At 56.0% G+C, this 24,960-nt stretch carries 11 protein-coding genes; 1 reads left to right on the top strand and 10 read right to left on the bottom strand.

What is annotated here, in order from left to right; all coding sequences use genetic code 11:
- Nucleotides 1–33: 33 nt before the first annotated feature.
- From AR456_RS21175 to AR456_RS18410, 8 genes are all read right to left on the bottom strand, one after another.
- Complete coding sequence (locus AR456_RS21175) at nucleotides 34–666, bottom strand: response regulator transcription factor (RefSeq protein WP_021817847.1); 633 nt, start codon at nucleotides 664–666, stop codon at nucleotides 34–36.
- A 348-nt stretch (nucleotides 667–1,014) separates the two neighbouring features.
- Nucleotides 1,015–6,240, bottom strand: coding sequence for an autotransporter outer membrane beta-barrel domain-containing protein (locus tag AR456_RS18375; RefSeq protein ID WP_056933020.1), 5,226 nt, complete (start codon nucleotides 6,238–6,240; stop codon nucleotides 1,015–1,017).
- Nucleotides 6,241–6,629: 389 nt separating this feature from the next.
- Nucleotides 6,630–11,807, bottom strand: a complete 5,178-nt coding sequence (locus tag AR456_RS18380) for an autotransporter outer membrane beta-barrel domain-containing protein (RefSeq protein ID WP_021817844.1) — start codon at nucleotides 11,805–11,807, stop codon at nucleotides 6,630–6,632.
- A gap of 394 nt (nucleotides 11,808–12,201) precedes the next feature.
- A complete protein-coding gene (locus AR456_RS18390) occupies nucleotides 12,202–15,831 on the bottom strand; it encodes a transporter substrate-binding domain-containing protein (protein ID WP_021817842.1) in 3,630 nt (1,209 codons plus the stop codon).
- Complete coding sequence (locus tag AR456_RS18395) at nucleotides 15,828–16,463, bottom strand: response regulator transcription factor (protein WP_021817841.1); 636 nt, start codon at nucleotides 16,461–16,463, stop codon at nucleotides 15,828–15,830. The genes AR456_RS18390 and AR456_RS18395 overlap by 4 nt, the downstream gene beginning before the upstream one ends.
- A gap of 488 nt (nucleotides 16,464–16,951) precedes the next feature.
- Entirely contained in the window at nucleotides 16,952–18,268 is a 1,317-nt protein-coding gene (locus tag AR456_RS18400) for a cytochrome c (RefSeq protein ID WP_236995521.1), read from the bottom strand.
- 8 nt (nucleotides 18,269–18,276) lie between these two features.
- Nucleotides 18,277–20,049, bottom strand: a complete 1,773-nt coding sequence (locus tag AR456_RS18405; RefSeq protein WP_021817839.1) for a GMC family oxidoreductase — start codon at nucleotides 20,047–20,049, stop codon at nucleotides 18,277–18,279.
- Nucleotides 20,050–20,052: 3 nt separating this feature from the next.
- Nucleotides 20,053–20,763, bottom strand: coding sequence for a gluconate 2-dehydrogenase subunit 3 family protein (locus tag AR456_RS18410; protein ID WP_021817838.1), 711 nt, complete (start codon nucleotides 20,761–20,763; stop codon nucleotides 20,053–20,055).
- A gap of 796 nt (nucleotides 20,764–21,559) precedes the next feature.
- On the opposite strand from AR456_RS18410, the gene AR456_RS18415 reads away from it, so the two are divergent.
- Complete coding sequence (locus AR456_RS18415) at nucleotides 21,560–22,576, top strand: proline iminopeptidase-family hydrolase (protein ID WP_021817836.1); 1,017 nt, start codon at nucleotides 21,560–21,562, stop codon at nucleotides 22,574–22,576.
- 50 nt (nucleotides 22,577–22,626) lie between these two features.
- Here AR456_RS18415 and AR456_RS18420 read toward each other — a convergent pair whose 3' ends face one another.
- Together AR456_RS18420 and AR456_RS18425 are read right to left on the bottom strand one after the other, a co-directional pair.
- Nucleotides 22,627–23,517 carry a methylenetetrahydrofolate reductase gene (locus AR456_RS18420; RefSeq protein ID WP_021817835.1) on the bottom strand — a complete coding sequence of 297 codons (891 nt, stop codon included), beginning with the start codon at nucleotides 23,515–23,517 and terminating at the stop codon, nucleotides 22,627–22,629.
- A 15-nt stretch (nucleotides 23,518–23,532) separates the two neighbouring features.
- Complete coding sequence (locus AR456_RS18425) at nucleotides 23,533–24,729, bottom strand: glycine cleavage T C-terminal barrel domain-containing protein (protein ID WP_021817834.1); 1,197 nt, start codon at nucleotides 24,727–24,729, stop codon at nucleotides 23,533–23,535.
- Nucleotides 24,730–24,960: the final 231 nt, after the last annotated feature.

Here is a 24,960-nt window from a genome sequence, read left to right on the forward strand (position 1 = left end):
AACTCAATAGAAAAAATCCTTATGGATGAATTTTTAAATCACCCCATTTTGCCTGGCCACCTCTATCAGCTCCGCCACGCTGGAAACGCCAAGTTTCTTGTACACCCTTGCCTTGCATGCACTGACATACTTTTCTCTCATCTGTAAACTTGCGGCAACTTCCTTGTTTTTCATGCCCAGCACCAGCTTGTCAAATACAGATAGCTCTCTGCTCGATAGAAAACTCATGGCATCTATTCCTGATGTACAACCATCATCTTCCATATGGATTGATTCCGGAAAGCATAAACAACCATCAAAGATGGATTCTAAAGCATGAGCAACTATGGACATATCATCTTCCTTTCTAACAAAACCGGAGGCCCCTGCCACTCGATATCGCCTGGCATGTACTTTGTCAGGTAAGTCACTCAACACCAGGAATTCCGGATGTACCTTACGACGAGAAAAACTGGATATAAGGTCTATCCCGTCGACACCAGACACATTGGAGTCCATGATAACTATATCCGGATGTGAGAATGAGATAATTTTTTTCAAGTTCTTGTCACATTTTACCCAGTCGACATCCCGGTATCCCCTGTTTGATAAAAAAATGGACAGGCCCCAACAGGCCAAGGGATGGTTGCCAGTAATCAATATCTTCGCCGCGCCACTACGACTCATCACATCAGCCTCGCATCAGAAAACTTGCTCTCCATATTTCCGAAACATAAATATTCGATATACGGCCAGCTAAAAGACATGACATAGATACTCCTGACAAGTCACTCCTCATTTTTCCACTATCCATATAAATAGCCACTAATAAGATCCCAGCTTTATGTAGGATTATTCCTGCTTCAATCACATCTCTGTTACACATCAAGGAATACAACCTGAAATTCGAACCTCATCCAAACCCTAGAAAAAAGCCACCCCAACATCCCTGTTGCGGTGGCTATTCACGATCACGATGAGCCGAGGGTCTTTTGCTACATACCTGAGCCTGAGGCCAACCGACTTACAGCCGAATCACCAGTTGAAGCGGTAGCCGATCGTCGCGCCCCACGGTGATTCGATATCATCACCATCGGCATACTCGACATCCATGAAGATCTTCGAGCTGTCGGTCACCTTGACGTTGAGGCCGGCCCCTACTTCCAGCCAGCTGCCCGGCAGCTCGACATCGAAGTCATGACCATTGACCGTCGTGGTGCTGTCGCCATCGTGCTCGGTGATATATGACGCCTTGGCGTAGACACTCATCGGCGTTCCGTTCTGCAGCTGGAAGCTACGGCCACCCAGAACACCGAAGCGGCTCTGGATGCTGGTGATGTCATCGTTCTCGACGTGCAGACCATCGTCCTGGGTGTAGCTCTCGCCCTGGATCTGGAACATGCGCAGTTGTGCCTGAGGCTCGACATACCAGCCATCATCGTAGTCATAGCGCTTGCCGGTCTCGATGCTGGCACCGAAGCCATAGGTGTCGTACGAACCATTCACCTTGTCGCCGACGTTGGTCACGTGCTCACTGTCAACGTCGTAGTCACTCATCGTGACAACCGCGTCATAGTAGAAGCCATCATCGCCCACCCAGGTGCCATAGAGGCCGCCATCGACGCTGTCGATATCACTGCTCGCGCCACCATCGAAGCTGTTGTCGGAGCGTGACTGACCGACCATGCCACCCAGCAGCCAGCTTCCCCCTTCCCGATGAATCGCCTTGTCGGCGCCGAACTGCAGCCCCTGGATATCCTGGTCGAAGGCACGGCTGGTATCGGTGGAGATGTTGTTCTCACGGGCCATGCCACGCACCCAGATACCGCCATTCTCCTTGCCCATGCGCACGTCACCGAGGCGCTCAACCAGCGTATCCATGCCGGCATTGGCCAGAGTGCCGAGAGCGGTCTGATTACCGATGGCCATATTGGTGCCATCACTGTAATCGTCCGGCGTCGGATCAACAGGAACAACCGGTGTCGGATCAACAGGGTCAACCGGTGTCGGATCAACAGGGTCAACCGGCGTCGGATCAACAGGGTCAACCGGCGTCGGGTCAACAGGGTCAACCGGTGTCGGATCAACAGGGTCGACTGGGTCAACCGGATCGGGCTGCGGTGCTACCGGGCTTGCCAGATACCAGTCGGTATCGCGCTGCTCGAGGCTGTAGCGGAAGGCGCCGGCATCCACATGACCACCCTGCAGGCCGAACTGACCGTCACCGCCAGCGGTTTCCACCACCTTCAGCTCACCACCGGCAAAGGCCGGCTCGACACCGCTGTCGGCGATAACCAACGTATGATCCCCGGATGCAGTGCCCCGCACATCCAGCAGATCACCATGTTCGGAAGCGAGGTCGGTCTGCATGCCAAACTCACCGGCGCCGCTCAGGTTACCGTCGATGGTGAAGGTATTGCCCCAGGACGGACCGTCGGAGCCGATATTGACTCGACCGTTGGTGTTCAAGTCACCCGACAGCGTCTGGGAGCCGGACACATCCAGCGTGCTGGTCGAATCAATGTTCAGCGTATTGCCAGTCCCCGTCGCTGCCAGCAGGTTTACCGGTGCAGTCGCCCACAGATCACGCTGCAGCTCCATGACCGTGCCGTTGCTCAGGTTGATCTGCTGGAAATTGACGAAGCTATCGACATTGTCAGCTGTGGCCTGTGCCTGGGTAACGTGGTCGAACACCAGTTGGTTGGTACCCGCACCACCGTCCAGTTGCGTATAGCGGCTGCTGTCGCCCTGCACGGTTACGCTGTCGTCGCCAGCTCCCCCAGCCAGGTGGTCGACGAAGCTGTTGCCTGCCAGCAAGGCCGTATCGTTGCCTGCCCCCAGGTTAACCACACCCGTCACGCTACCGTCAGCGGTATTGACGAAGGAGTTGTCGCCATCGCCCAGTTGCACCGCAGTGGCACTACTGTCGGCGGAGACGATCTGCCCCTGGTTGACCAGTTGATCGATGTTGCCCTGCACCAGCACCGCATCGGCATTGGTGGCTCTCAGCACTGCACCAGTGTCTACCAGCACGTTACCCGCAGCATCCGCGAGCACAGCATTACCCGTACCGGAAACGTCGATGGCGGTATCCACCGTCAGGTTGCCGGTGGTATTGGCATACAGGCCTGCACCGTTACCAGTCACGTCGATATCCCAGCCATCACCAACGCTCAGGCTGCCATCAGAGACCGAGCCATCCGCATTGGACAGCGCGATACCCTTGCCGACCACCTCACTGGACACCAGAATCTGACCATGTGATGCCTGGTTCAGGTTGCTCTCCGAGAGGATCGCTGCACCGGAACCCTTCATCTCCAGCACGGCACCGTCGACCAGCGTGGTGGCCTGTGCCGCCTGGTTGGTTATCAGGTTGCCATAGCCGGAACCCAGGCCAGTGATATGCGCGTCAGAGTTGATGACCACTTCACCGGCATCTTCAGCGATCAGTACACCGGATGCACCGCCATCGACAGTAATATCGTTGGACGTATCGAGGGTCGCGCCATCCATGACATGAATACCAGCAACACCATCGTGGACGGTGATGGTACCTGCCACACCACTGGCATTGGGCTTCATCTGTGAACCGGCACCGCTCAGTTCCACAGCAGTACCATCGGCCAGATCGATATTGCCGGAGTTGATCAATTCTGCACCGTTCTTGACCCGGAACAGCGTCACGTCCTGAGCGTCCGCCACATTGATGGCGCCAGTGTTGGTGAATACCGAGTCACCGCTGCCGACTGCTGCGCCGGTGAGGTCGTACTTGGTGTCATCGACCACCACCGCCACACTGCCATCATTCAATGTCAGGCTGGAGTTGTCACCGATGGCATTGCTGGAGCCTGTCGCACCACCTTCGATCTTGAGCGCGGTGGCATCCTGGCCAGTCACGCTGATGTTCAGTGCATCAAGATTGGCCACCGAACCTTCGCCGGTGATCTGCAACGCCGTAGAGCCCGCACCGGAAGCCACCAGACTGGTGCCATCGGCCATGATCTGCGCGCCATCCTCGATGCGGAACAGCGTGGAATCCTCGGTCGAGACATCCAGTACCGCACCGGTCACCCCTGTCGAGATATCGATGGAGGAGCCATCGCCATAGGCGAAGTAGCCGATCTGGTTGGTACCGCTCTCGAAGTTGACCTCGCCACCACCGACTTTGATGTGGCCCTGGTCTCGCGCATGCACACCGATGGCCCCATCACCGGCCAGATTGATCGCACCGCCATTGATATTGACCTGGCCACCATTGCCCTCGGCCCATGCCCCGAAGTTACGGGTACCGGAGACCGGATCCGCCGCACCATTGATGTTGATGGTGCCGACTGAGGTAATCGTCGAGGGCGTACCCTTGCCGACCGCCATCAGGCCAACGGCATTGACCCCGTTGAGGTTGATCTCACCGGTGTTGGTGATTCGGGTCGTGTTCGCATTCCCGGCATAGATGCCGACATTGAGCAGCGGCGCATCGTTGGCCTGACCATTGATATTGATGGTGCCGCTGTTGGTAACCGCAACCGTTTCATTATTGTAGCCGGCAGAGATCGCCTGAGCGTTCTCGACACCGGTCCCCAGGGTAATGGTGCCCTTGTTCTCGACATTACTGTTGCTACCGGCGCGAATGCCCCACAGCACAGTGTTCGGGTGGGTGTCGGCCACGCTTTCTGGCGCATCCACGTTGTACTGCGCCGCGCGCCCCAGATAGATCTCGCCATCCACCTCATTGATGAAGCTGGCACCACCATAGGCACTGACGCCCACACTGCCATTGGGATTGCTGCCATCATTGTTGATACCGACATTGATGATGCCATTATTGACTGCGCTGGAGCCATCATGCTGGACGATGATGCCGAATCCCTGGCGTGTGGTGCCGGGATTGTTGGATGCTGCGACATTCATGATGCCATTATTGGTGAAACTCCCCCCATTATTGACATATACACTGCGTGCTTCAGTGTAGAAGGGAGCAAAATCGGAAACCTGCGTCGGCTGAGCCGTATCCGGCAACCCATCGCCATGAACGAAGCCTGCCGACATCACACCATTGTTGATGCCCTCACTTCCTTCATCACTTACCATCATGTTCACGGCTAAACTCAGTGACGCCATCATACCATCATTGATGATGGTGGCACCGCTATCGGCACGCATGACGGCGCTGCCATTGCTGGAATCCAGGCCTGCCATCCGGGCATCGATCTGAGCGCCTTCCGCAACTCTCCCGGTAGCATTGGCCCCGGAAGCATAGATGACTGCATTGTTTTTATTCTCGATATAACCTTCATCAGCTCCATCATCGGTGAGGCCGAAATCAAAGGATACGCTCCGTGTTTCGGTGCTGTAGGCGCGCCCGAATTCCTTCTGATAGTCGCTACTGGAGAGATTTCCTGCCTGCACCTGCTGAACCAGCCAGTCATTCCAGGAGCGCAGGCCTTCTACCGAGTCAACCGTATGAGAGCTGCCATCGAAGGCGGTAATGGTACCGGCATAGACTGGTGTATAGAGTGTACGATTCACGACACTATCGGCAGGCGCTTGAAGCACACCACCGAAGTCCACACTGTTGCGCGAATTCCAGACCACCGTAGAGGCAGCATCACCAGAGCCGTCGGCATGGAAGAGTGCCGTCTGCTTGGCTCGTATATCAATGGAATTGTCTGCGGAGGAAACGCTCTGCCCTGCATCACCGATATCGACGTTCAGGGTACCACCGGTACTGTCAACGGTACCTACGCGGGCATCAATATACATTGCGTCGCCGACATCCTTGTAGCCCACAATATAACTGTCGGCATAGGATGACTCATTGATACTGGAAGAGTCATAGACCGCAATAATGCTGTTGCCACCGGTAATCGGATCCGGTGCCGCAACCCCCACCTGACCACCCAGATTCAGACGATAACTGTCCTTGACCGAGGCGCTACCTTCCGCCAGCATGCCCGCGTCTTCCAACGCGCCATACGTCGTGCTGTATCCTGGCTGTTTCCCGGTGGCAAACTGCGAAGCACTACCGGTTAGTGTGTCAGAGCTGCCGCCGGAAATGATCACCGCGCCCGCCTGGTGATCATTATCATAAGGATTGAAGTCCACCAGTTCGGCAGACCAGGCGTTGCCCGACAATGAAAGAGCCAGCGCCGAACCGGCACCGATCAATGCACGACCAGTCTTGCCGTGGCGGCGCGAGTTTTCCCCTGCAGCACTCCAGCATCCGAGAGAAGTGTTCCAAATCAGACGATAGAAATGATTCATGAATTTATTTACTCAACTTGTGTGGAGCGCGTAATGCTCCTTGACGGCATTCCGAACGCCAGACGCTCCATCCATAGTTGGCAGGCATTCACTCAGTTGCCGAATGCTACCTAAATCGCGCTACCAGGCCATTGAGAAGACAGCCCGCCTTCCTGTAGGAAAAGTCCTATAAAAACTCATCATAAATAGCTGGTTAATAACTGAAGGCAGGATAATTCCAGAAGCATGCCCACGAAAAAACTATCAATAATCACAAAAATAAACAGCTACAACCCGATAAAACAAAAAGCCACTCCGATATTTCTATCGAAGTGGCTGCTTTTCGTTACGATATTTTCGGCTCCTTCGACCCCATGCCCGAGCCGAAGGACGACCATACTGTCACCGAATTACCAGTTGAAGCGGTAACCGATCGTCGCGCCCCAGGGAGACTCGATATCATCACCATCGGCATACTCGACATCCATGAAGATCTTCGAGCTGTCCGTCACCTTGACGTTGAGGCCAGCCCCTACTTCCAGCCAGCTGCCCGGCAGCTCGACATCGAAGTCATGACCATTGACCGTCGTGGTGCTGTCGCCATCGTGCTCGGTGATATATGACGCCTTGGCGTAGACACTCATCGGCGTTCCGTTCTGCAGCTGGAAGCTACGGCCACCCAGAACACCGAAGCGGCTCTGGATGCTGGTGATGTCATCGTTCTCGACGTGCAGACCATCGTCCTGGGTGTAGCTCTCGCCCTGGATCTGGAACATGCGCAGTTGTGCCTGAGGCTCGACATACCAGCCATCATCGTAGTCATAGCGCTTGCCGGTCTCGATGCTGGCACCGAAGCCATAGGTGTCGTACGAACCATTCACCTTGTCGCCGACGTTGGTCACGTGCTCACTGTCAACGTCGTAGTCACTCATCGTGACAACCGCGTCATAGTAGAAGCCATCATCGCCCACCCAGGTGCCATAGAGGCCGCCATCGACGCTGTCGATATCACTGCTCGCGCCACCATCGAAGCTGTTGTCGGAGCGTGACTGACCGACCATGCCACCCAGCAGCCAGCTTCCCCCTTCCCGATGAATCGCCTTGTCGGCGCCGAACTGCAGCCCCTGGATATCCTGGTCGAAGGCACGGCTGGTATCGGTGGAGATGTTGTTCTCACGGGCCATGCCACGCACCCAGATACCGCCATTCTCCTTGCCCATGCGCACGTCACCGAGGCGCTCAACCAGCGTATCCATGCCGGCATTGGCCAGAGTGCCGAGAGCGGTCTGATTACCGATGGCCATATTGGTGCCATCACTGTAATCGTCCGGCGTCGGATCAACAGGAACAACCGGTGTCGGATCAACAGGGTCAACCGGTGTCGGATCAACAGGGTCAACCGGCGTCGGATCAACAGGGTCAACCGGCGTCGGGTCAACAGGATCAACCGGTGTCGGGTCAACGGGGTCGACCGGCGTCGGATCAACAGGGTCAACCGGCGTCGGGTCAACAGGGTCAACCAACGGCGGATCAATCGGGTCCGGCAGGTCACGTACGGGGCTTGCCAGGTACCAGTCGGTATCACGCTGCTCCAGGCTATAGCGATAGGCACCAGCATCGACATGGCCGCCCAGCAGAGCAAACTGCCCGTCACCACCTGTAGTTCCCACCACCTTCAGCTCACCACCACCGAATGCCGGTTCGACACCGCTGTCGGCGATAACCAACGTATGATCCCCGGATGCAGTGCCCCGCACATCCAGCAGATCACCATGTTCGGAAGCGAGGTCGGTCTGCATGCCAAACTCACCGGCGCCGCTCAGGTTACCGTCGATGGTGAAGGTATTGCCCCAGGACGGACCGTCGGAGCCGATATTGACTCGACCGTTGGTGTTCAAGTCACCCGACAGCGTCTGGGAGCCGGACACATTCAGCGTGCTGGTCGAATCAATGTTCAGCGTATTGCCAGTCCCCGTCGCTGCCATCAGATTTACCGGAGCAGTCGCCCACAGATCACGCTGCAGCTCCATGACCGTGCCGTTGCTCAGGTTGATCTGCTGGAAATTGACGAAGCTATCGACATTGTCAGCTGTGGCCTGTGCCTGGGTAACGTGGTCGAACACCAGTTGGTTGGTACCCGCACCACCGTCCAGTTGCGTATAGCGGCTGCTGTCGCCCTGCACGGTTACGCTGTCGTCGCCAGCTCCCCCAGCAAGGTGGTCGACGAAGCTGTTGCCTGCCAGCAAGGCCGTATCGTTGCCTGCCCCCAGGTTAACCACACCCGTCACGCTACCGTCAGCGGTGTTGATGAAGGAGTTGTCGCCATCGCCCAGTTGCACCGCAGTGGCACTACTGTCGGCAGAGACGATCTGCCCCCGGTTGATCAGTTGATCGATGTTGCCCTGCACCAGCACCGCATCGGCATTGGTGGCTCTCAGCACTGCACCAGTGTCGACCAGCACGTTACCCGCAGCATCCGCGAGCACAGCATTACCGGTACCGGAAACGTCGATGGCGGTATCCACCGTCAGATTGCCGGTGGTATTGGCATAAAGGCCTGCACCGTTACCAGTCACGTCGATATCCCAGCCATCACCAACGCTCAGGCTGCCATCAGAGACCGAACCATCGGCATTGGACAGCGAGATACCCTTGCCACCTACCTCGCTGGAAACCAGAACCTGACCATGGGATGCCTGATTCAGATTGCTCTCCGAGAGGATCGCTGCACCGGAGCCCTTCATCTCCAGCACGGCACCATCGACCAGCGTGGTGGCCTGTGCCGCCTGGCTGGTTATCAGGTTGCCATAGCCGGAACCCAGTCCAGTGATATGTGCATCCGAGTTGATGACCACTTCGCCGGCATCGGCAGCGATCAGTACACCGGATGCGCCGCCATCGACAGTAATATCGTTGGAAGTATCGAGGGTCGCGCCATCCATCACATGAATACCAGCAACACCATCGTGTACGGTGATGGTACCTGCCACACCACTGGCATTGGGCTTCATCTGTGAACCGGCACCGCTCAGTTCCACAGCAGTACCATCGGCCAGATCGATATTGCCGGAGTTGATCAATTCTGCACCGTTCTTGACCCGGAACAGCGTCACGTCCTGAGCGTCCGCCACATTGATGGCGCCAGTGTTGGTGAATACCGAGTCACCGCTGCCGACTGCTGCGCCGGTGAGGTCGTACTTGGTGTCATCGACCACCACCGCCACACTGCCATCATTCAGGGTCAGACTGGCGTTGCCACTCATCGAACCACTGGCGCCCCCCTCAACCTTGAGCGCCGTTGCGTCCTGGCCTGACACGCTGATATTGAGCGTATCCAGGTTGGCCACAGAACCTTCGCCGGTGACCTGCAGCGCAGTTGAGCCGTCACCGGAAGCGATCAGCTCACCGCCAGCGGTGGTAATGGTTGCGCCATCCTCGATGCGGAACAGTGTGGAATTCCGGGTCGAGACATCCAGCCCAGTGGTACTGGCTGCCGTGATATCAATCGCCGAACCCTTGCCATAAGCAAAGTAACCGATCTGGTCACTACCACCGGCAAAAGTGATGGCACCGCCATCGACCAGGATGTTGCCCTTATCACGGGCATGTACACCGATGGCGCCATCACCGACAAGGTTCACCGAGCCGCCATTGAACTGGATATCGGCATTGGTCCCCTCGGCCCAGGCACCGAAGTTGCGAACCCCGGAGACCGGATCCACCGCACCATTGACATTGACCTCGCCGGTGGAAACGATGGTTGCACCAGCACCTTTATCAAGAGCCATCAGGCCAACGCCATTGACACCATTGACGTTGACCTCACCACTGTCGCTGTTGGTAACCTGCATATCCCTGGTGTTTTCTGCACGAATACCGACATTCATCAGCGGAGCATCACCCGCTCGGCCATTGATGTCGATAATGCCATTATTGGTGGCCTCACCAGGAACATCCGTCGTGTTAATCGCGCCAACCCAGATACCCGTACTGCCTTCGGTCATTGAGCCCAGAGTGATGGTGCCATCATTGATGACACTGCCACCACGGGTCGACGACAAGCCTCGCGAGAGCGAGGTCGCAACATCCTCCACCTCCTCCGGCGCGCTGACATCGAGCAGCGACTGACGTCCGAGGTAGATCTCTGCTCCCGCCTCATTGGTGAAGCTGGAAGCTCCCGAGACAGATGCCGCCGTCCCACGGTTGTAGACATTGATGATGCCGCTATTGACACCGGAAGCACCTTCAGTAGTCTCTGCCTCCCCCGTTGTGGAGCGGACGATGACGCCAGTACCTGAAGAGAGATTCATGATGCCAGTATTGGAAAATGACGCACCATCCTCGATGGTGGCACCGATCCCGGAAAACTGATTCATGACCCCGCTGTTGAGCGCAGTGCTGCCATCTCCAGTCGCCGACATGCCGCGTGCGCCATTCGTCAGTGAAAGGCTACCTTCATTGCGGATACTGGCACCGCCCTCCGCCAGCATGACGCTTCCGCCATTGCCGAATCCGCTACCCGTCGCGGAGATATCGCCATCACTGCTGATGACACCGCTCGCATTGGCTCCCACTGCGTGGATCAATGCATTGGTCCCCTGGCTCAAAAGTGCCTCATTATCGGCACCGGTGCCCTGGTTGAGATCGATCGTTATGTTTGAATAGGTGGTGCTGTAGGCTTGGCTGAATGCCTGTGAATAGCCCTGCTCATCCAGCTTTCCAGCCTGCAGCTGAGTCACCAGCCAGTCGTTGTAACCCCGAAGGTCATCAACCGAGTTGACCGTATGCTGGCTGCCATCGAATGCGGTAAAAGCGCCCGTGTATTCAGTGGAGCCAATGGCTTTCTGCTGGGGTTCGAGAGCACTCTCCGGCGTGACCAGGATCGTGCCGAACGAGACTTGATTGCGAGAGTTCCAGATGATGCTGGAGGACTCGCTTCCGGTTCCATCGGCATGGAACAGTGACGTCTGTTTGGCGTTGATCTGGAGCTTGTTCGACGACGCACCAGGCCTGGCCGTTGCATCGCCCAGTTCAACCGTCAAGGTGCCACCGCTACTGTCCACCGCCCCGGCCCGAGCATCGATGTACATCGCATCGCCGACATCGGTATAGGTCGTGACCCGGCTATCTGCAGCAAGTCTTTCAGTAAAGTTTGCCGAGTCGTAGACCTCAACCACCCGGTTCGAGCCGGTAATCGGGTCCAGTACCGTAACGGTCGTCTTCGCACCCTGCGACAGATTCCTCTTGTCACCAACGGTCCCATCAACCACCTGTCCATTTGCCTCCAGCTCACCCAGTGAAATGGATGTGCCTGCCGGGCTCTCCCCCCGGGAAAACTGCGAGGCAGTTCCGCTCAAGATATCCGACGCCCCACCGGAAATGGTGATGACGCCAACCTGGTGATCATTATCATGAGGATTGAAATCCACCAGTTCGGCAGACCAGGCGTTGCCCGACAATGAAAGAGCCAGCGCCGAACCGGCACCGATCAATGCACGACCAGTCTTGCCGTGGCGGCGCGAGTTTTCCCCTGCAGCACTCCAGCACCCAAGAGAAGTATTCCAAATCAGACGATAGAAATGATTCATGAATTTATTTACTCAACTTGTGTGGAGCGCACAATGCTCCTTGACGACATTCCGAACGCCAAACGCTCCATCCATAGTCGGCAGGCATTCACTCAGGCATCGGATACTACCTGCGTCCTGCGGCCGGGCCTCCAGGATTACATCTCGTCGCAGCGTAGGAAAATTCCCATTGCGCGCATGGCGCGAATGCGTGAAAACAACAAGAGCATCCAATTGCCTGATTACAGATGTCGTCAGATACCAGGTTGTGCAGACGTCGCGCCATCGGCGAGCGACTAACGGATAGACCTGGACTCCACCTCAGCTATGCCACCAAGGCGGTCGAAGGAAAGATAGGAGATTGGCCAGCTACCGGGCGTGCTGGCAGAAGTGTGAGGGCCCGGCCCCCAATGCCTTACTCGTCGACTGGCAAGGCGTGAGACTTGAGCTGTTCCTGGAGGATAGCAAGCTCTTCCAGCAACTCCTGTTGTGCCTGCTTCAATTGGATATCATTCTGCTGACGATCCAGATATTGCTCTAAATGTACACAGGCCTCAACTACTGGGTCAGCATGTATAATACGTGCGCCGCCTTTTATCTTGTGTGCCAGGTCAGCCTGGTGAGAAAGATCCTGTCGTTCAAAGGCTAGATGTAGCTGCTCGATATCTTCAGCGTTAGTGAAATAGAGCTTCTCCAGCATCTGCATCACCGTTCTTGGATTGACCCCCAGCGTCTTGCATACTGAGCATATATCAACAGTCTTTATCTGGCTGAGGCGACACACTATCTGTTGCATGGATTGAACAGTTTCCAGCAACTCACGCAACTCCTGTATGCTGATGGGCTTATATAAGCAGCCATCCATACCACTTTCCAGGCAGCGTTCCTTTTCCTCGACCATGGCATTGGCCGTCAAGGCAAATATCTTCGAATAGGGCCCACCCTTGGCCTTTTCACGCTCGCGCATCTTTCTAGCCAACTCATACCCGGTCATTCCCGGCATATTGCAGTCGGTAATTACCAACTCATAGCAATCAGCTTCCCAAATCTTCAATGCCTCGGCACCACTGCTGGTCACAGTAACCTTCTGATCCAGCTGTTTAAACTGCTGTGAGATCAATATCCTATTTGCCGGATGGTCGTCGACCACCAGTATATTGAGTGTCGGCAATGGCGACGACTCCATCTCACCGGTATCGATATACGCGGGTATCTGCAATGGCCAGTCGATGGCCTTGAGGATAAAACCAATAGCGACTCTTGTACCAACGTGTTCTTCACTGGTTAGAGTCAACTGGCCTTTCATCTGGTCAACCAACCCTTGACAGATCACCAACCCCAGGCCGGTGCCGTTGATGCCTGACGACAACTGGGAGAAGGGTTGAAAGATTCGACCCATGTCCTGCTCGGCGATACCACAACCACTGTCCTCGACGACAATACTGAGCTCCGTCATTCCATCGACCGCATCGGTCATGCTCAGGACGACACGCACGAAACCTTCGGAGGTGAACTTGATGGCGTTGCTGACCAGGTTGGAAACTACCTGCTTGAGACGGTTGGGATCAACGAAGACGTCATAACGCTTGCGGGCCTCGACCTCCAACTCAAGTATGATGCCCTTCTCGATCGCCAACGGATGGAAGATACCTACCACTGATTCGCAAAGTGCAACCGGGTCTACCCTGGTCGGCTTGAGATCGAGACGCCCGGCCTCTATCTTGGAGAAGTCCAGTACATAGCCGATCAGTTCGAGCAAATCCTGTGAGGACTGATACGAAATATCCAGCGCCTGCTCATCAAACTCACCTTTCCGCCCCCGATCCAGTGCCAGTTCCAGCATACCGATAATGGCGTTGAGCAAAGTCCGTATCTCGTGACTCATGGTCGCCAGGAAACGGCTCTTGTATTGACTCGCCGACTCCGCTATTTGCATCGCCTCCTTCAGTTCATTCATCAGGCGATAACGCTCACTGACATCGATCCAACCACCGATAACACCACGCACATCGCCAGCATGACCACGTAGCGGAATAATCCAGTGATAGACCGTCACTGATCGGCCTCGAGCGCCAATGACTCGGTCGCCGATTTTTGGTTGTTGAGTTGCTATCACGGTGTCGTAGTCGTGCAGCAATGAGTCCACAACATTCGGATCGATTCCCGGCAGTTCGCCAAGCTTGCAATTCATTGCCTCACTCTCGGTCAGGCCAAGATCCGCAAGATAGCTATTGTTGCAGCGAAGTAGTTTTCCCTGCGTATCCCTGACATAAATAGGATGAGGTGTACCATCGATCATCGCTGTCATGAATTCAACTTGATCGTAAAGCTCTTCTTCTACACGTTTACGCTTGGATATTTCCTTGCGCAGGAAAAAGTTCCACGCAAAGAAGAGTATCACCACCAACAATGACACCAATATCACGCCGAGAATAATGGTGCGATATGCCTGCCATCCTGGCACGCTTATCACTGGATTGGTTCGCCAGCGATTCTCCATGCTGGCCAATTCCTCTGGACGGATACTGGCAAGCGCTGTATTCAGGATATCCACCAGGGCGGTATCACCTTGCAAAGTAGCAAAGGACATCCGGGCAAATCGATTCGGCAATACGCCAACAATATGAAGACTCGAACTCTGCTGACGCAGCAGAAAATAATGTGCACTGCGATAAGGCTGGATGGCGACATCAGCACCACCACGATCCACTTTCTGATAAGTCGACCAGACATCTTCAAGCTCAACAAACCTGGCGTTTGGAAACTCGAGCGTCAAGGAAGGAATAAGTGCATGTCCACGCGGTAGCGCAATATTCATGCCATTAAGATCGGATACATTAACATCCTTATCAGCACCATTGGCTATGACTGCAAAAGGCGTGATCAAATAAGGACGTGAAAACAAATACTGCTCTCTGCGGCTTGGAGTAGCCGCAAAGTCTGCCAGCATATCGACCTCACCATCTTGAAGGGCACGAATCGCTTCCTGAATTTTCGAAAAAGGTACGACATCAAACTCAAGGCCAGTAAGCGCCGAAAGACGCGATAGCACATCCGAGGTAATGCCGACATAACGTTGCTCGATATCATAATAGGAATAAGGTGCCAACTCCTCGTTGACCGCAACCCTGATCACAGGTCGGTTCTTCACCCATTGCTGCAATTCGGGAGAAAGCTCTAGCCGACCACGAGACACCACGCCGCCACCTCCCCAACGATCCACAACCGCATTGACAACATCAGGGGCGATAGCGCTGATCGCTTTATCCAGTACCGACTTCAGTAGTAGGCTATCTGATGACACACCGATACCGATATCAATCGACTCATCAATCAAACTGACAATACGTGCATCGTTGGGGTAAAACTGATTGATCACATACTGAGCGGATACCGAATCCGTTACCACATTGTCAACGTTGTCAAAGATCAAACTCGAGATAGCATCCAGCGTCGATCCAAATCGACGCAATTCTGTGCCCGACACCACTCTGCGGACGCCGTCGCTCTCCAGCCATGGCTCATTGAGTTTGTCGTAACCAGTGACCAGATCATCAGACTCCGTAGTGGAAATCCGCCTCACCAGCGCCAGGCCGGAACTGAGATAAGGGCGTGTATATATCATCCCTTCCCCGGTCCGGGTGTTGACCGGCAGAGTCGCAATGGCATCAATTTCACCTTGCTTCAGTGCCGTAATAGCTTGAGCCTGTTCTGAATATTGGATGACTTCGACATCAAGTCCAGTAAACCCCGATATGATGCCAAGCATATCGGCAGTAATACCTTCGAGTACGGTGCCATCAGAAACCACCTCGAAAGGAGAGTACGAGGATAGGAAGACCCCTACGCGAAGGGTCTCAAGCTGACGAATTCGAGCCTGCTCCTCCACGGAAAAGAGGTCAAGGCGCTGGCGCTCATGAGTTCTTGCCAACAATTCCAACGGTGTTCCCTGATCGCTTTCGGCCAGCGCCGGGGCAACGGACACCATCAACAGCAATATCAGACTGATGAAGGTGAGCGATCTGGCAAAGCGAGAGACGATCATATAATTGCGTTACGCCGCGCCAGTTCGATCAGCTCTGCAACATTGTTCACATCGAGCTTCTGATAAATCCGCGTCTTGTAGGTACTGACCGTCTTGTTGCTGATCAACAGCTGTTCGGAAATTTCCTTGTTGGAGCGCCCCATTGCCAGCTGACTGAATACGGCCAACTCACGTTCTGACAGCGTCATTACCGGATCATCGGACTTGTTGCCAATCTCTCCATCCATTGAACCTGTGGATTCCTTGGGAAAGTGCTGATAGCCATCGAGAATGTTCCTGACACCATTGAGCACTGCGGTCATATCCTGCTCTTTGCTGATAAAGCCCGATGCTCCCGCCAGCCGGCAGCGACGGCTATACACCGGAGCGGCCATCGACGTAAAAACCAGAATATCCGGTGCTGTTGGCAGTACACGTATACGTGAAATGACCGTCATACCATCGAGACGTGGAATATTGATATCCAGTACGACCACATTTGGTTTGTGTTGCTTGATCAACTGGATGGCCTCAACGCCATTGTCGGCTTCGCCAACAACGTCCATGCCATTGGAAGACAGCAAAGCGTTCAGCGCCATACGAATAACGGGGTGATCATCAACAATGACTACTCTGGTCTTGGCTAGTGCCACCTTCAACTCTCCTTTCGGTCGTTATGCCGACACTGCACGTAAGTAGGCATATTCCATGAAACCAGTGGGGACCGAAGCCTGATCGGACCTTGTGAGGCGGAGGACAAGTAACGAATTCAATCTACGAGGCGCGGTGCACCCAGCGGCTGGAGTAGTATTACGGCTCTAACACCGCACTCCTACAAGAAATCTCTGCAACCAGTGTAGGAAAATTCCGGCGATAGCGCTTGATGATGCCAATAGCATGCACAATACACTCTACCTGGTGGTCACTCATTCTCCAGGTATTTCATGGGATACCAGCACCCTCACGCCCCCATAGGTCGAACGGCAGGAAGTACTCTTACCGCCCATCCATTTCCTCCTGATGTCCCGGTAGCAAAGCCTTGAAACTCGCATGGATCGTGCCCGCTGCCAAAAGGAAGCAAAAAGCCCCGCGGATTTCTCCACAGGGCCTCCTGTATTCCGCGGTGTATCGCCAGTTGTGGCTAGTCTTCAATCACCGGTTCGCTGGTGATGCGATCTTCAGGTAACTCACTACGGACCTCGGATACTTGATCCGCGGCAACCGTGCTGCCGTGGTTCCCCCAGGCACTGCGCACAAAGGTTGCCAGCTCAGCGGCTTCGTCATCCGAGAGACGCCAGCCGAAATCAGGCATCGCCAACTCCTCGGGTTTGTTCGGCGTCGATGGAAGGCGAGCACCGGCAAGTATCACGTGGATCAGACCGGTGGGGTCTTCGGCATTGACCAGGCTGTTGTCGACCAGCGAGGGAAAGACCTGTGGAGCGCCGCGACCATTGGCAAGATGACAGGCATTGCAGTTGTCCAGATACAGCCGGGCTCCCAGGTCATCACCGAGCTCGGCAGAGGTCAACAGGGCTTCGGTATCCTCGGGGCTCGATGCAGACTGCCGATCCTCATCGGCCTCGCGAGGCAACGCCTGGAGGTAAGCGGCAATGGACAGCAGGTCGTCCTCGTTGAGGTGTGACGTACTGTGGGCAATCACCGAGGACATCTCTCCGACCACCGCATTGTGGTCGTTACGTCCTGTCGCCAGATAATCGACGATGTCCTGCTCACTCCAGCTCTGCAGACCATGCCCACCTTCACCGCCAGCGCGGATGTTCGGCGCAAGCCAGCCACCGAGCACCTCACCGCTGAGGTAATCGCCCTCACTGCTGTCCAGTGCCTTCTCCTGGAACAGCAGGCCACGCGGCGTATGGCAGCTACCACAGTGCGCCAACCCCTGGACCAGATAGGCACCGCGATTGGCGGCATCACTCTGCTCGGGGTCGGGCTGGAACAGCTCACCATCGGCAAACATCCAGTTCCAGGCCGTGATACCCCAGCGCTGATTGTAGGGGAAGCCGACATCATTCTCGGGCGGTTGACTATCGTCCGCTTCCACGCCCTCCATGAAGTATGCGTAGAGAGCGTCGATGTCCTCGTCGGTGACATTGGCATAGGACGGATAGGGCATTGCCGGATACAGTTTGGCCCCATCGGCGCGAATACCTTCACGCAGCGCGCTGGCAAAGTCATCACGCGAATAGGCACCAATACCGTGCTTCAGATCCGGAGTTATATTGGTCGAATAGATCACACCGAGCGGACTCTCGAGGGGTAAACCACCAGCAAAGTCCTTGCCGCCGGGGGCGGTATGACAAGCCACACAGTCCCCAGCGCGGGCCAGGTACTCACCACGAGCCAGTTGGGCGTCATCCGCGGCTGCCATGCTGTTGGCGCTGAACAACATCGTGCCGCATGCGGCAAGGGTGATCAGTTGATTTCGATAGATCATCATCGCGCTCCTCAAGCTTGAACCAACGGGCCGGGGTTCGGCAGATATTGCTCGCGTATCGCCTTGGCAGCCCAATAGGTCAGGGCTCCAACCAATCCGGTCGGGTTGTACTGAAGGTTCTGAGGAAACGCACTGGCACCCATGACAAAGACATTGTCGACGTCCCAGCTCTGCAGGTAGCGATTCAGCGCACTGGAGGATGGGTCGGTCCCCATGATGGCACCACCAACATTGTGAGTGGTCTGGTAGGGACGGACGTCGTATTGCGAGTCGAAATCCTTGAACGACAGTCGGTAATCGTCCGGCCCCAGCGCCTTGGTCAGGGTCTCGATCTTCTGCTTCATGAACTGGGTCATGCGCACGTCATTGTCCTTCCAGTTGAAGGTCATGCGCATCAGGGGCCGGCCATGAGGGTCGGTATAGGTCGGGTCCAGATCCAGGTAACAGTCGCGATAGGACATGTTGCTGCCATGCGAGCCGATCGACATCGCATGGCCATAATTGTCCTGCACCGCCTGCTTCCAGCCAGCGCCCCAACCGGGAGCACCACTCGGCAGCGGCATATTGCGGATTGGCTGACCATTGGTCATCGCGGCACTGAGATAGGAACCACCGATGAAGCCCTGCTGGCCGAAGTCGATCTGCTCGACGCCATAGTCATTCACGGTGGTGGCATTGGCGCCAGCACCGATGAAGGGGTTGAACTCCTTGTCGCGGAAGAACAAGGTCGCACCACCGTTCATCTGATAGGCATAGTTCTTGCCGACAACCCCTGTACCGCTGATGGGGTCATAGGGTTTGCCGATGCCGGAGAGCAGCATCAGATGGACGTTGTGCAACCCATAGGCGCCAAGGACAACCAGATCGGCAGGCTGAAAGACCTCTTCACCATTCTCATCGACGTAAGTCACGCCAGTGGCACGCTTGCCATCACTGTCGAGATTGACCTTGAGAACCTCGCAGTTGGCACGATAGGAAAAGTTGCTGCGCTGCTTGAGCGCACCCAGCACACAGGTCTGCGGCGACGATTTGGAATAGTTGATGCAACCGAAACGCTCGCAGAAGCCACAGAAGTTACAGGGACCCAACTGCATGCCATAAGGGTTGGTATAGGCCTCTGAGGCATTGGCCGCCGGCAGCGGGAAGGGATGAAGTCCCTGATCACGTGCCACGTCGGCAAACAGCACATCATTGTAGGTGCGTGCCAACGGTGGCATTGGATATTCACTGGAGCGCCAGCCTTCAAAGGGGTTGCCGCCCTCCTGAATTTCGCCATTGATATTCCCGGCCTTGCCGGCAAGCCCGAGCACCTTTTCGAAGAAATCGAAATGTGGCTCGAGTTCGTCATAGCTGACACCGAAGTCCTGAATGGTCATCTCTTCAGGAATGATGTCGCTACCGAAGCTCTCCTCCACATAGCTTTTCAGGCGCAGTTCCTGGGGCTGGGGACGCCAGGTGTGGCCATTCCAGTGGGTACCCGCACCACCGACCCCATTGCCGGGCAGAAACGAGCCAAGGCTGCGATACGGAAGAGCCGTATCATTGACACCATGGCGCACGGTCAAGGTGCTTTGCGCAGGGCGCTGCATCATCTTGTAGCGCACAGCATAGGTCAGTTCATCCGCCATCTTCGGGTAGGCAAAATCCGGGACGGTGTCCTGATCCTTGCCGCGCTCCAGTGCCAGAACATTGAGCCCGGCATCGGTCAGTTCCATACCCATGATGGAATTGGTCCAGCCCAGTCCCACCAGCACTGCATCAACGTGTGGATTCTTCCTTGCCATGATTTATCCTCGCTCCCCGGTAAGGCTGACCGGACCGAGCGGATAAGCCTTGTTGTGTTGGTCGACCCATTCCAGATAGGACGCGCGCGCACCGGGAAAACCGATGAACTTCCAGGCCGCCATATGCTTGTTACCGCCGTGGATGGGATCAGCAAAATACCCTTCTCTGGTGTTCTGCAGCAGAAAGGAAAAGAACTGCCGGGAGGACACATCGTCGAACTGGATGTCGCCTTTCTCGAGAAGGCTCAGCACCTGATCGCGAGTCTCTTCATCCAGAGCAGCAAAGTCGGCATCGTGTTGCTGCTGGCACCATGCACGTGTCGCAGCAATACCTCGACGATAGACGTCACGTGGCAGCAGCGATGACTGGTAACCGAACAGCGGCGAGGCATGCTCATCGAAAGGGCCTTGCATGTACCAGTCAGCGGCATGGCCGAATTTTCCTTCCATCTGGCGATCAATGAACACCGGCACATTGGTTTCCAGTGCACCAGGCCCCTCTCCTTCTGAGGGAATCAAGCGATCGCAGGCGGCGAGAATGAAATGCCATTCATCGTCATCAAAGAAGACAGGTTGATAGTCACTCAGGTTGACGGGAGGCTCGCTCGCCGCCGCAGTAAGTGACACACCACTACCAACACTCACCGCAGGAATCATCATCAGTGAACCCTTGATGAAGCTCCGGCGGGATTCACTCGGGGGCGCGGATTTCATGAGCATTTCCTCAGTGCTTGCCAGCCAGGCGTGACCGTTCCGGTATGGAGATTCCATACCGGGTCGGGCTTCAGCTTGCTGGTACCGGTCCTTTAATCATTATCGTGGCAACCTGAACATGGCCGTAGCAGCCGCCAGGAGAGCCAGCTTTAATTTTCCGCATCAGCCAGAAACATTTCCTGAACCTGACACATGCAAACTTAGTAAACAGGCTAACTATCCGCCATGTCCAGGTGCAATCGACCTGATGACGGATATCCTGAATAGATCAAGACCTAGTAGCGGATAGTGGCGCTGCCATTGATTAATAATACGAAATATTATCGTTCATTCTCAGGCAGCCACGAGTTGGAAGAGACTAGCACGATGCGATTTGATGGTACCTTCCAGGCACTTCATCAAGCCCCCGATTCCGCGTAGGAAATATCCGCTAATCATCCACATGGAAGGAGTCTCATTGCCTGTCTGGTTCAGAGACGGCGGCCGTTGTACTGGTACAACACCGGTATAAGCTCGCCTTGCGCATCAGGGCATCGGCAAGCTATCGACTTGACCTGTGGCTGTCATTCAGGAGTTACTCCAATATCACCAGACTGTCTGATAACAGACATAGGTGTGCTAGACCGTTCTGTACAATTCAGTTGTACAATTCAGCAGCACAGTCCAGCAGTACAACTCAGGCATTCACAATAAATAGCCCCGTGGTCGATATAAAGACGGTCGGTATAAAGACGGACTGTCGGTCGAAGGGCCCACTCCTTGTGTGCCGAAACCCAAAAAGACAAGAGGACGTACAATGAAACCTTTTCTTACCCACAATCACACAAAACACACTCCCTCGGTGCTGTTCAAACTTGCCCTGGCTGGCGCAATTGCCCTTGCTGCTATCTCGACAGCTCAGGCTCAGTCTTCGCTTCCCGATGATGGTTTTGTCGATGTACCGGGGGGCCGAGTTGCCTTTCGCACCTTCGGCGAAGGAGACGGCACACCATTGCTGCTTATCCACGGCGGCCCCGGCGGCACCAGCTGCATGTACCCGTCCACATTGCAGGGTATCGCCGAAGACCGCCCTGTAATCGTCTACGATCAGTTGGGCTCGGGGAACTCGGATCGCATGGCGGATATGCAGCGCGATGCCGTTGTGCCGCGCTTTGTCGAGGAGGTCAAGGCCATCCGAGAGGAGCTTGGCCTCGATGAGATTCACCTTGCCGGTCATTCCTGGGGTGGCGCAGTTGCCATGGAATACCTGCTGACTGCGGATCCTGTGGGCGTTCAATCCGTGACCTTCATCGGTCCCCTTATTGGTACCGAGCGTTGGCTGGAAGATGCCAATTCGCTGATCTCTCGTTTACCCGAAACCGACCAGCAGGCCGTTCACGCGGCGATTGAAAGCGGTGATTATTCGACCGAAGAATTTCAGGCCGCCAATGATGTGTTCATGGGAGAATTCCTGTCACGAGGCCCAATCATCCGTAATGAACTTCCCGAATGTGCCAATAGCCCAGGCGGCAATGGCGAGCTCTACGAATATATGTGGGGGCCCTCAGAGTTCGTCTCGACCGGGACCCTGCGCGATTTTGACCGTACCGGGCAGCTATCCGAGATCGATATCCCCACGCTATTCATTGCCGGGGAGTATGACGAAGCACGACCGGAAACCATGAAAGAGTTCCAGGCCCAGGTCGAAGGGTCAGAGGTGGAAATCGTGGCTGATGCAGGACACCTGGTGAACGTCGATCAGCCCGAGGCTTTCAACGCCGCCGTTGCCGAATTTCTGGCCTCGGTGGATGCTGAGGATTCCAACGCAGAGTAACGGTGTCTGCTCACCTCAACATGAACCCGACCCACAACATGAGCCCGGCCCTATTTGCCGGGCACGCTCTCTGCCTCTGGGGATGCTGTACGTTGCCGGCCTTCCAGCTTTTCCAGCCAGGTGCGGGTGTCGGCCACTTGATTGAAGGTGTAGACATGCAAACCGGCAAAGCCACTGTCGGAAGCACCCAATACCGCCCCCAACTCATCAACCAGGGCGTCGGGCCGATAGGCGGAGGGGCCGAACAAGCGGCTCATTCGCCCCGATTGGCGTCGCAATGATTTCACTGAAGACCCGATTCCCAGGCGGAGAGCAATACCCAGCAGGCGCTTGCGCTCGATCACGCCGGGTATCCCGGCATATACCGGCAGCCGCAGACCGAGGCGCGTCTGCCGGTCGCGCCAGTCCAGCAGTGGTCGCGCCTCGAAGCACAGTTGAGTGACGGCATAGTCGGCGAATGTGGCCTTGGCCTCGAGGTCATGCTGCAAGCAGGGTGGCTCGATATGATGATGGCCTTCGGGATACGCGGGCACACCAATGCGCACAGGACGCAAGGCCAGTCTGGCCATGTCCTCCAACAGCGCCAGCCCATGGGGATAATCTCCTACCGCTCGCGGTACATCACCGCCCACCACGAAAACATCCTCGATACCCAGCATCGCCACATGTTGGAGTAGACGCTGCAGATGATCATGGTTGCGCACCAGACGCGCGGCGAGATGTGGCACCACTCGGAATCCCGACCCAACAAGCCACTCGGCAGCTTCCAGGGTCCGCTCAAGACCGTGACGCGGCGAGCAGGTCACCGTCACCACGGCACCCTCGGGTAGCTCACGGGCCGCCTCCCGCAGGCCGGAAATCGGCAACAACTCGAAGCGGATCGCCAGCCGAGTGGAAGACTCGAGGGCAGCTGCCAGAGCGGCACGATTGATGTCATTCATGTCGCCTCCACCGGCTCAGGCCTTGGGGATGTCCTTGCTCGGGTCGTGGAAGGGTTTGGCCACCACCACCGCATCCTGCGGACCGGTATTGGCCTCGACGCGCAACGGCGTACCCAGCTCGGCATATTCCACCGGCACCATGGCATAGCCGATGTTGCGCTCCTGACGCGGTGACCGGGTCGCCGACGTAACCTGACCGATGCGTTTGCCATCAGGGGTCAATACCGCAAAGACATCGATCATCGAGCCGTCGGTAAAGTAGCCGACACTGGGACCATCGATCTCCACCCCAACCAGTTTGCGGGATACCCCCTCGGCCTTGATCTTCTCGAGGGCGCTGCGGCCGATGAAGTCATCATCACCGCGCAGGTCGACCATCCAGTCGTAGCCCATACCTACCTCGAAGGGATTGGTGTCGTACCAGATGTCACAACCGAAGGCGAGGATACCGCCTTCAATGCGACGGATATGGCAAGGGCCGATCACCTGCATACTGTGAGGACGCCCGGCCTCGAAGACCCGCTGCCAGAGTGCCTCTCCGTGAAGGCTGGCGTCGCGCAGATAGATCTCATAGCCGATTTCGCCGGAATAGCCGGTGCGCGAGATCACCACCGACATACCATCCAACTCAGACTCCATCAGGTGATAGTAGGGCATCGCCAGCACTGCCTCACCGAACAGGTCGACCATCACCGCCTTGGCTGCGGGTCCCTGTACCTGAACCGGCGCCACATCCACTTCCTGGATGGTGACATCGAGACCGGAATGCAGAGCCAGGCCACGGCACCACAGCAGGATGTCGCTATCGGCCAGCGACAACCAGAAGCGGTTCTCCTCGATACGCAACAACACTGGGTCATTGAGAATGCCACCGTCAGGACCAGTCACGAACACGTACTTGCACTGCCCCACCTGGCATTGGCGCATATCGCGGGGCACCAGCCGCTGGGTGAAGGTGAAGGCATCGGGGCCACTGATCTCGATCTGGCGCTCCACCCCTACATCCCACAACGTCACGCCCTGTACCAGAGCCCAGTATTCGTCCACCGGATCGGTGTAGAGACGCGGATGGTAATGATGGTTGTAGACGCTGTACTTGCGTACTCCATGGCGTCGTGACGCATAGAAGAACGGCGACTTGCGGATGCGTGGATACAGCAGGATTTCCGGTGCCGCTGGAGGGCGCTGGATATCTTCGATGGCAGGGTTCATGACCGACTCCTCCACTATCTCGATGCCGGGGAGCAGCCTCCATCGGCCACTCTTGATTTCGACACTAGACCGGCCTGTCGCAGTGCATCTCGCTGTGGGCGTCGAGCTTTTTGCTGTGGGCGACAGCCTCCTGACTGCCTGTCGTCGCGAGGTAAGGGAGCGTCGCCGCAAGATAGCGTGTTCCACTCCCCCTGCCCTATTCTGCGGTAATAGGAAGACCGGCCTGCGGAA

It is taken from the genome of Halomonas huangheensis (assembly GCF_001431725.1).
Taxonomy (GTDB): domain Bacteria; phylum Pseudomonadota; class Gammaproteobacteria; order Pseudomonadales; family Halomonadaceae; genus Halomonas; species Halomonas huangheensis.

Bases quoted from the DNA above. Each gene is read 5' to 3' on its own strand.
- AR456_RS18410 (WP_021817838.1), bottom strand. From the start codon at position 20,763: ATGAAATCCGCGCCCCCGAGTGAATCCCGCCGGAGCTTCATCAAGGGT.
- AR456_RS18400 (WP_236995521.1), bottom strand. From the start codon at position 18,268: ATGATGATCTATCGAAATCAACTGATCACCCTTGCCGCATGCGGCACG.
- AR456_RS18390 (WP_021817842.1), bottom strand. From the start codon at position 15,831: ATGATCGTCTCTCGCTTTGCCAGATCGCTCACCTTCATCAGTCTGATA.
- AR456_RS18420 (WP_021817835.1), bottom strand. From the start codon at position 23,517: ATGAATGACATCAATCGTGCCGCTCTGGCAGCTGCCCTCGAGTCTTCC.
- AR456_RS18375 (WP_056933020.1), bottom strand. From the start codon at position 6,240: ATGAATCATTTCTATCGTCTGATTTGGAACACTTCTCTCGGATGCTGG.
- AR456_RS18415 (WP_021817836.1), top strand. From the start codon at position 21,560: ATGAAACCTTTTCTTACCCACAATCACACAAAACACACTCCCTCGGTG.
- AR456_RS21175 (WP_021817847.1), bottom strand. From the start codon at position 666: ATGAGTCGTAGTGGCGCGGCGAAGATATTGATTACTGGCAACCATCCC.
- AR456_RS18425 (WP_021817834.1), bottom strand. From the start codon at position 24,729: ATGAACCCTGCCATCGAAGATATCCAGCGCCCTCCAGCGGCACCGGAA.
- AR456_RS18380 (WP_021817844.1), bottom strand. From the start codon at position 11,807: ATGAATCATTTCTATCGTCTGATTTGGAATACTTCTCTTGGGTGCTGG.
- AR456_RS18405 (WP_021817839.1), bottom strand. From the start codon at position 20,049: ATGGCAAGGAAGAATCCACACGTTGATGCAGTGCTGGTGGGACTGGGC.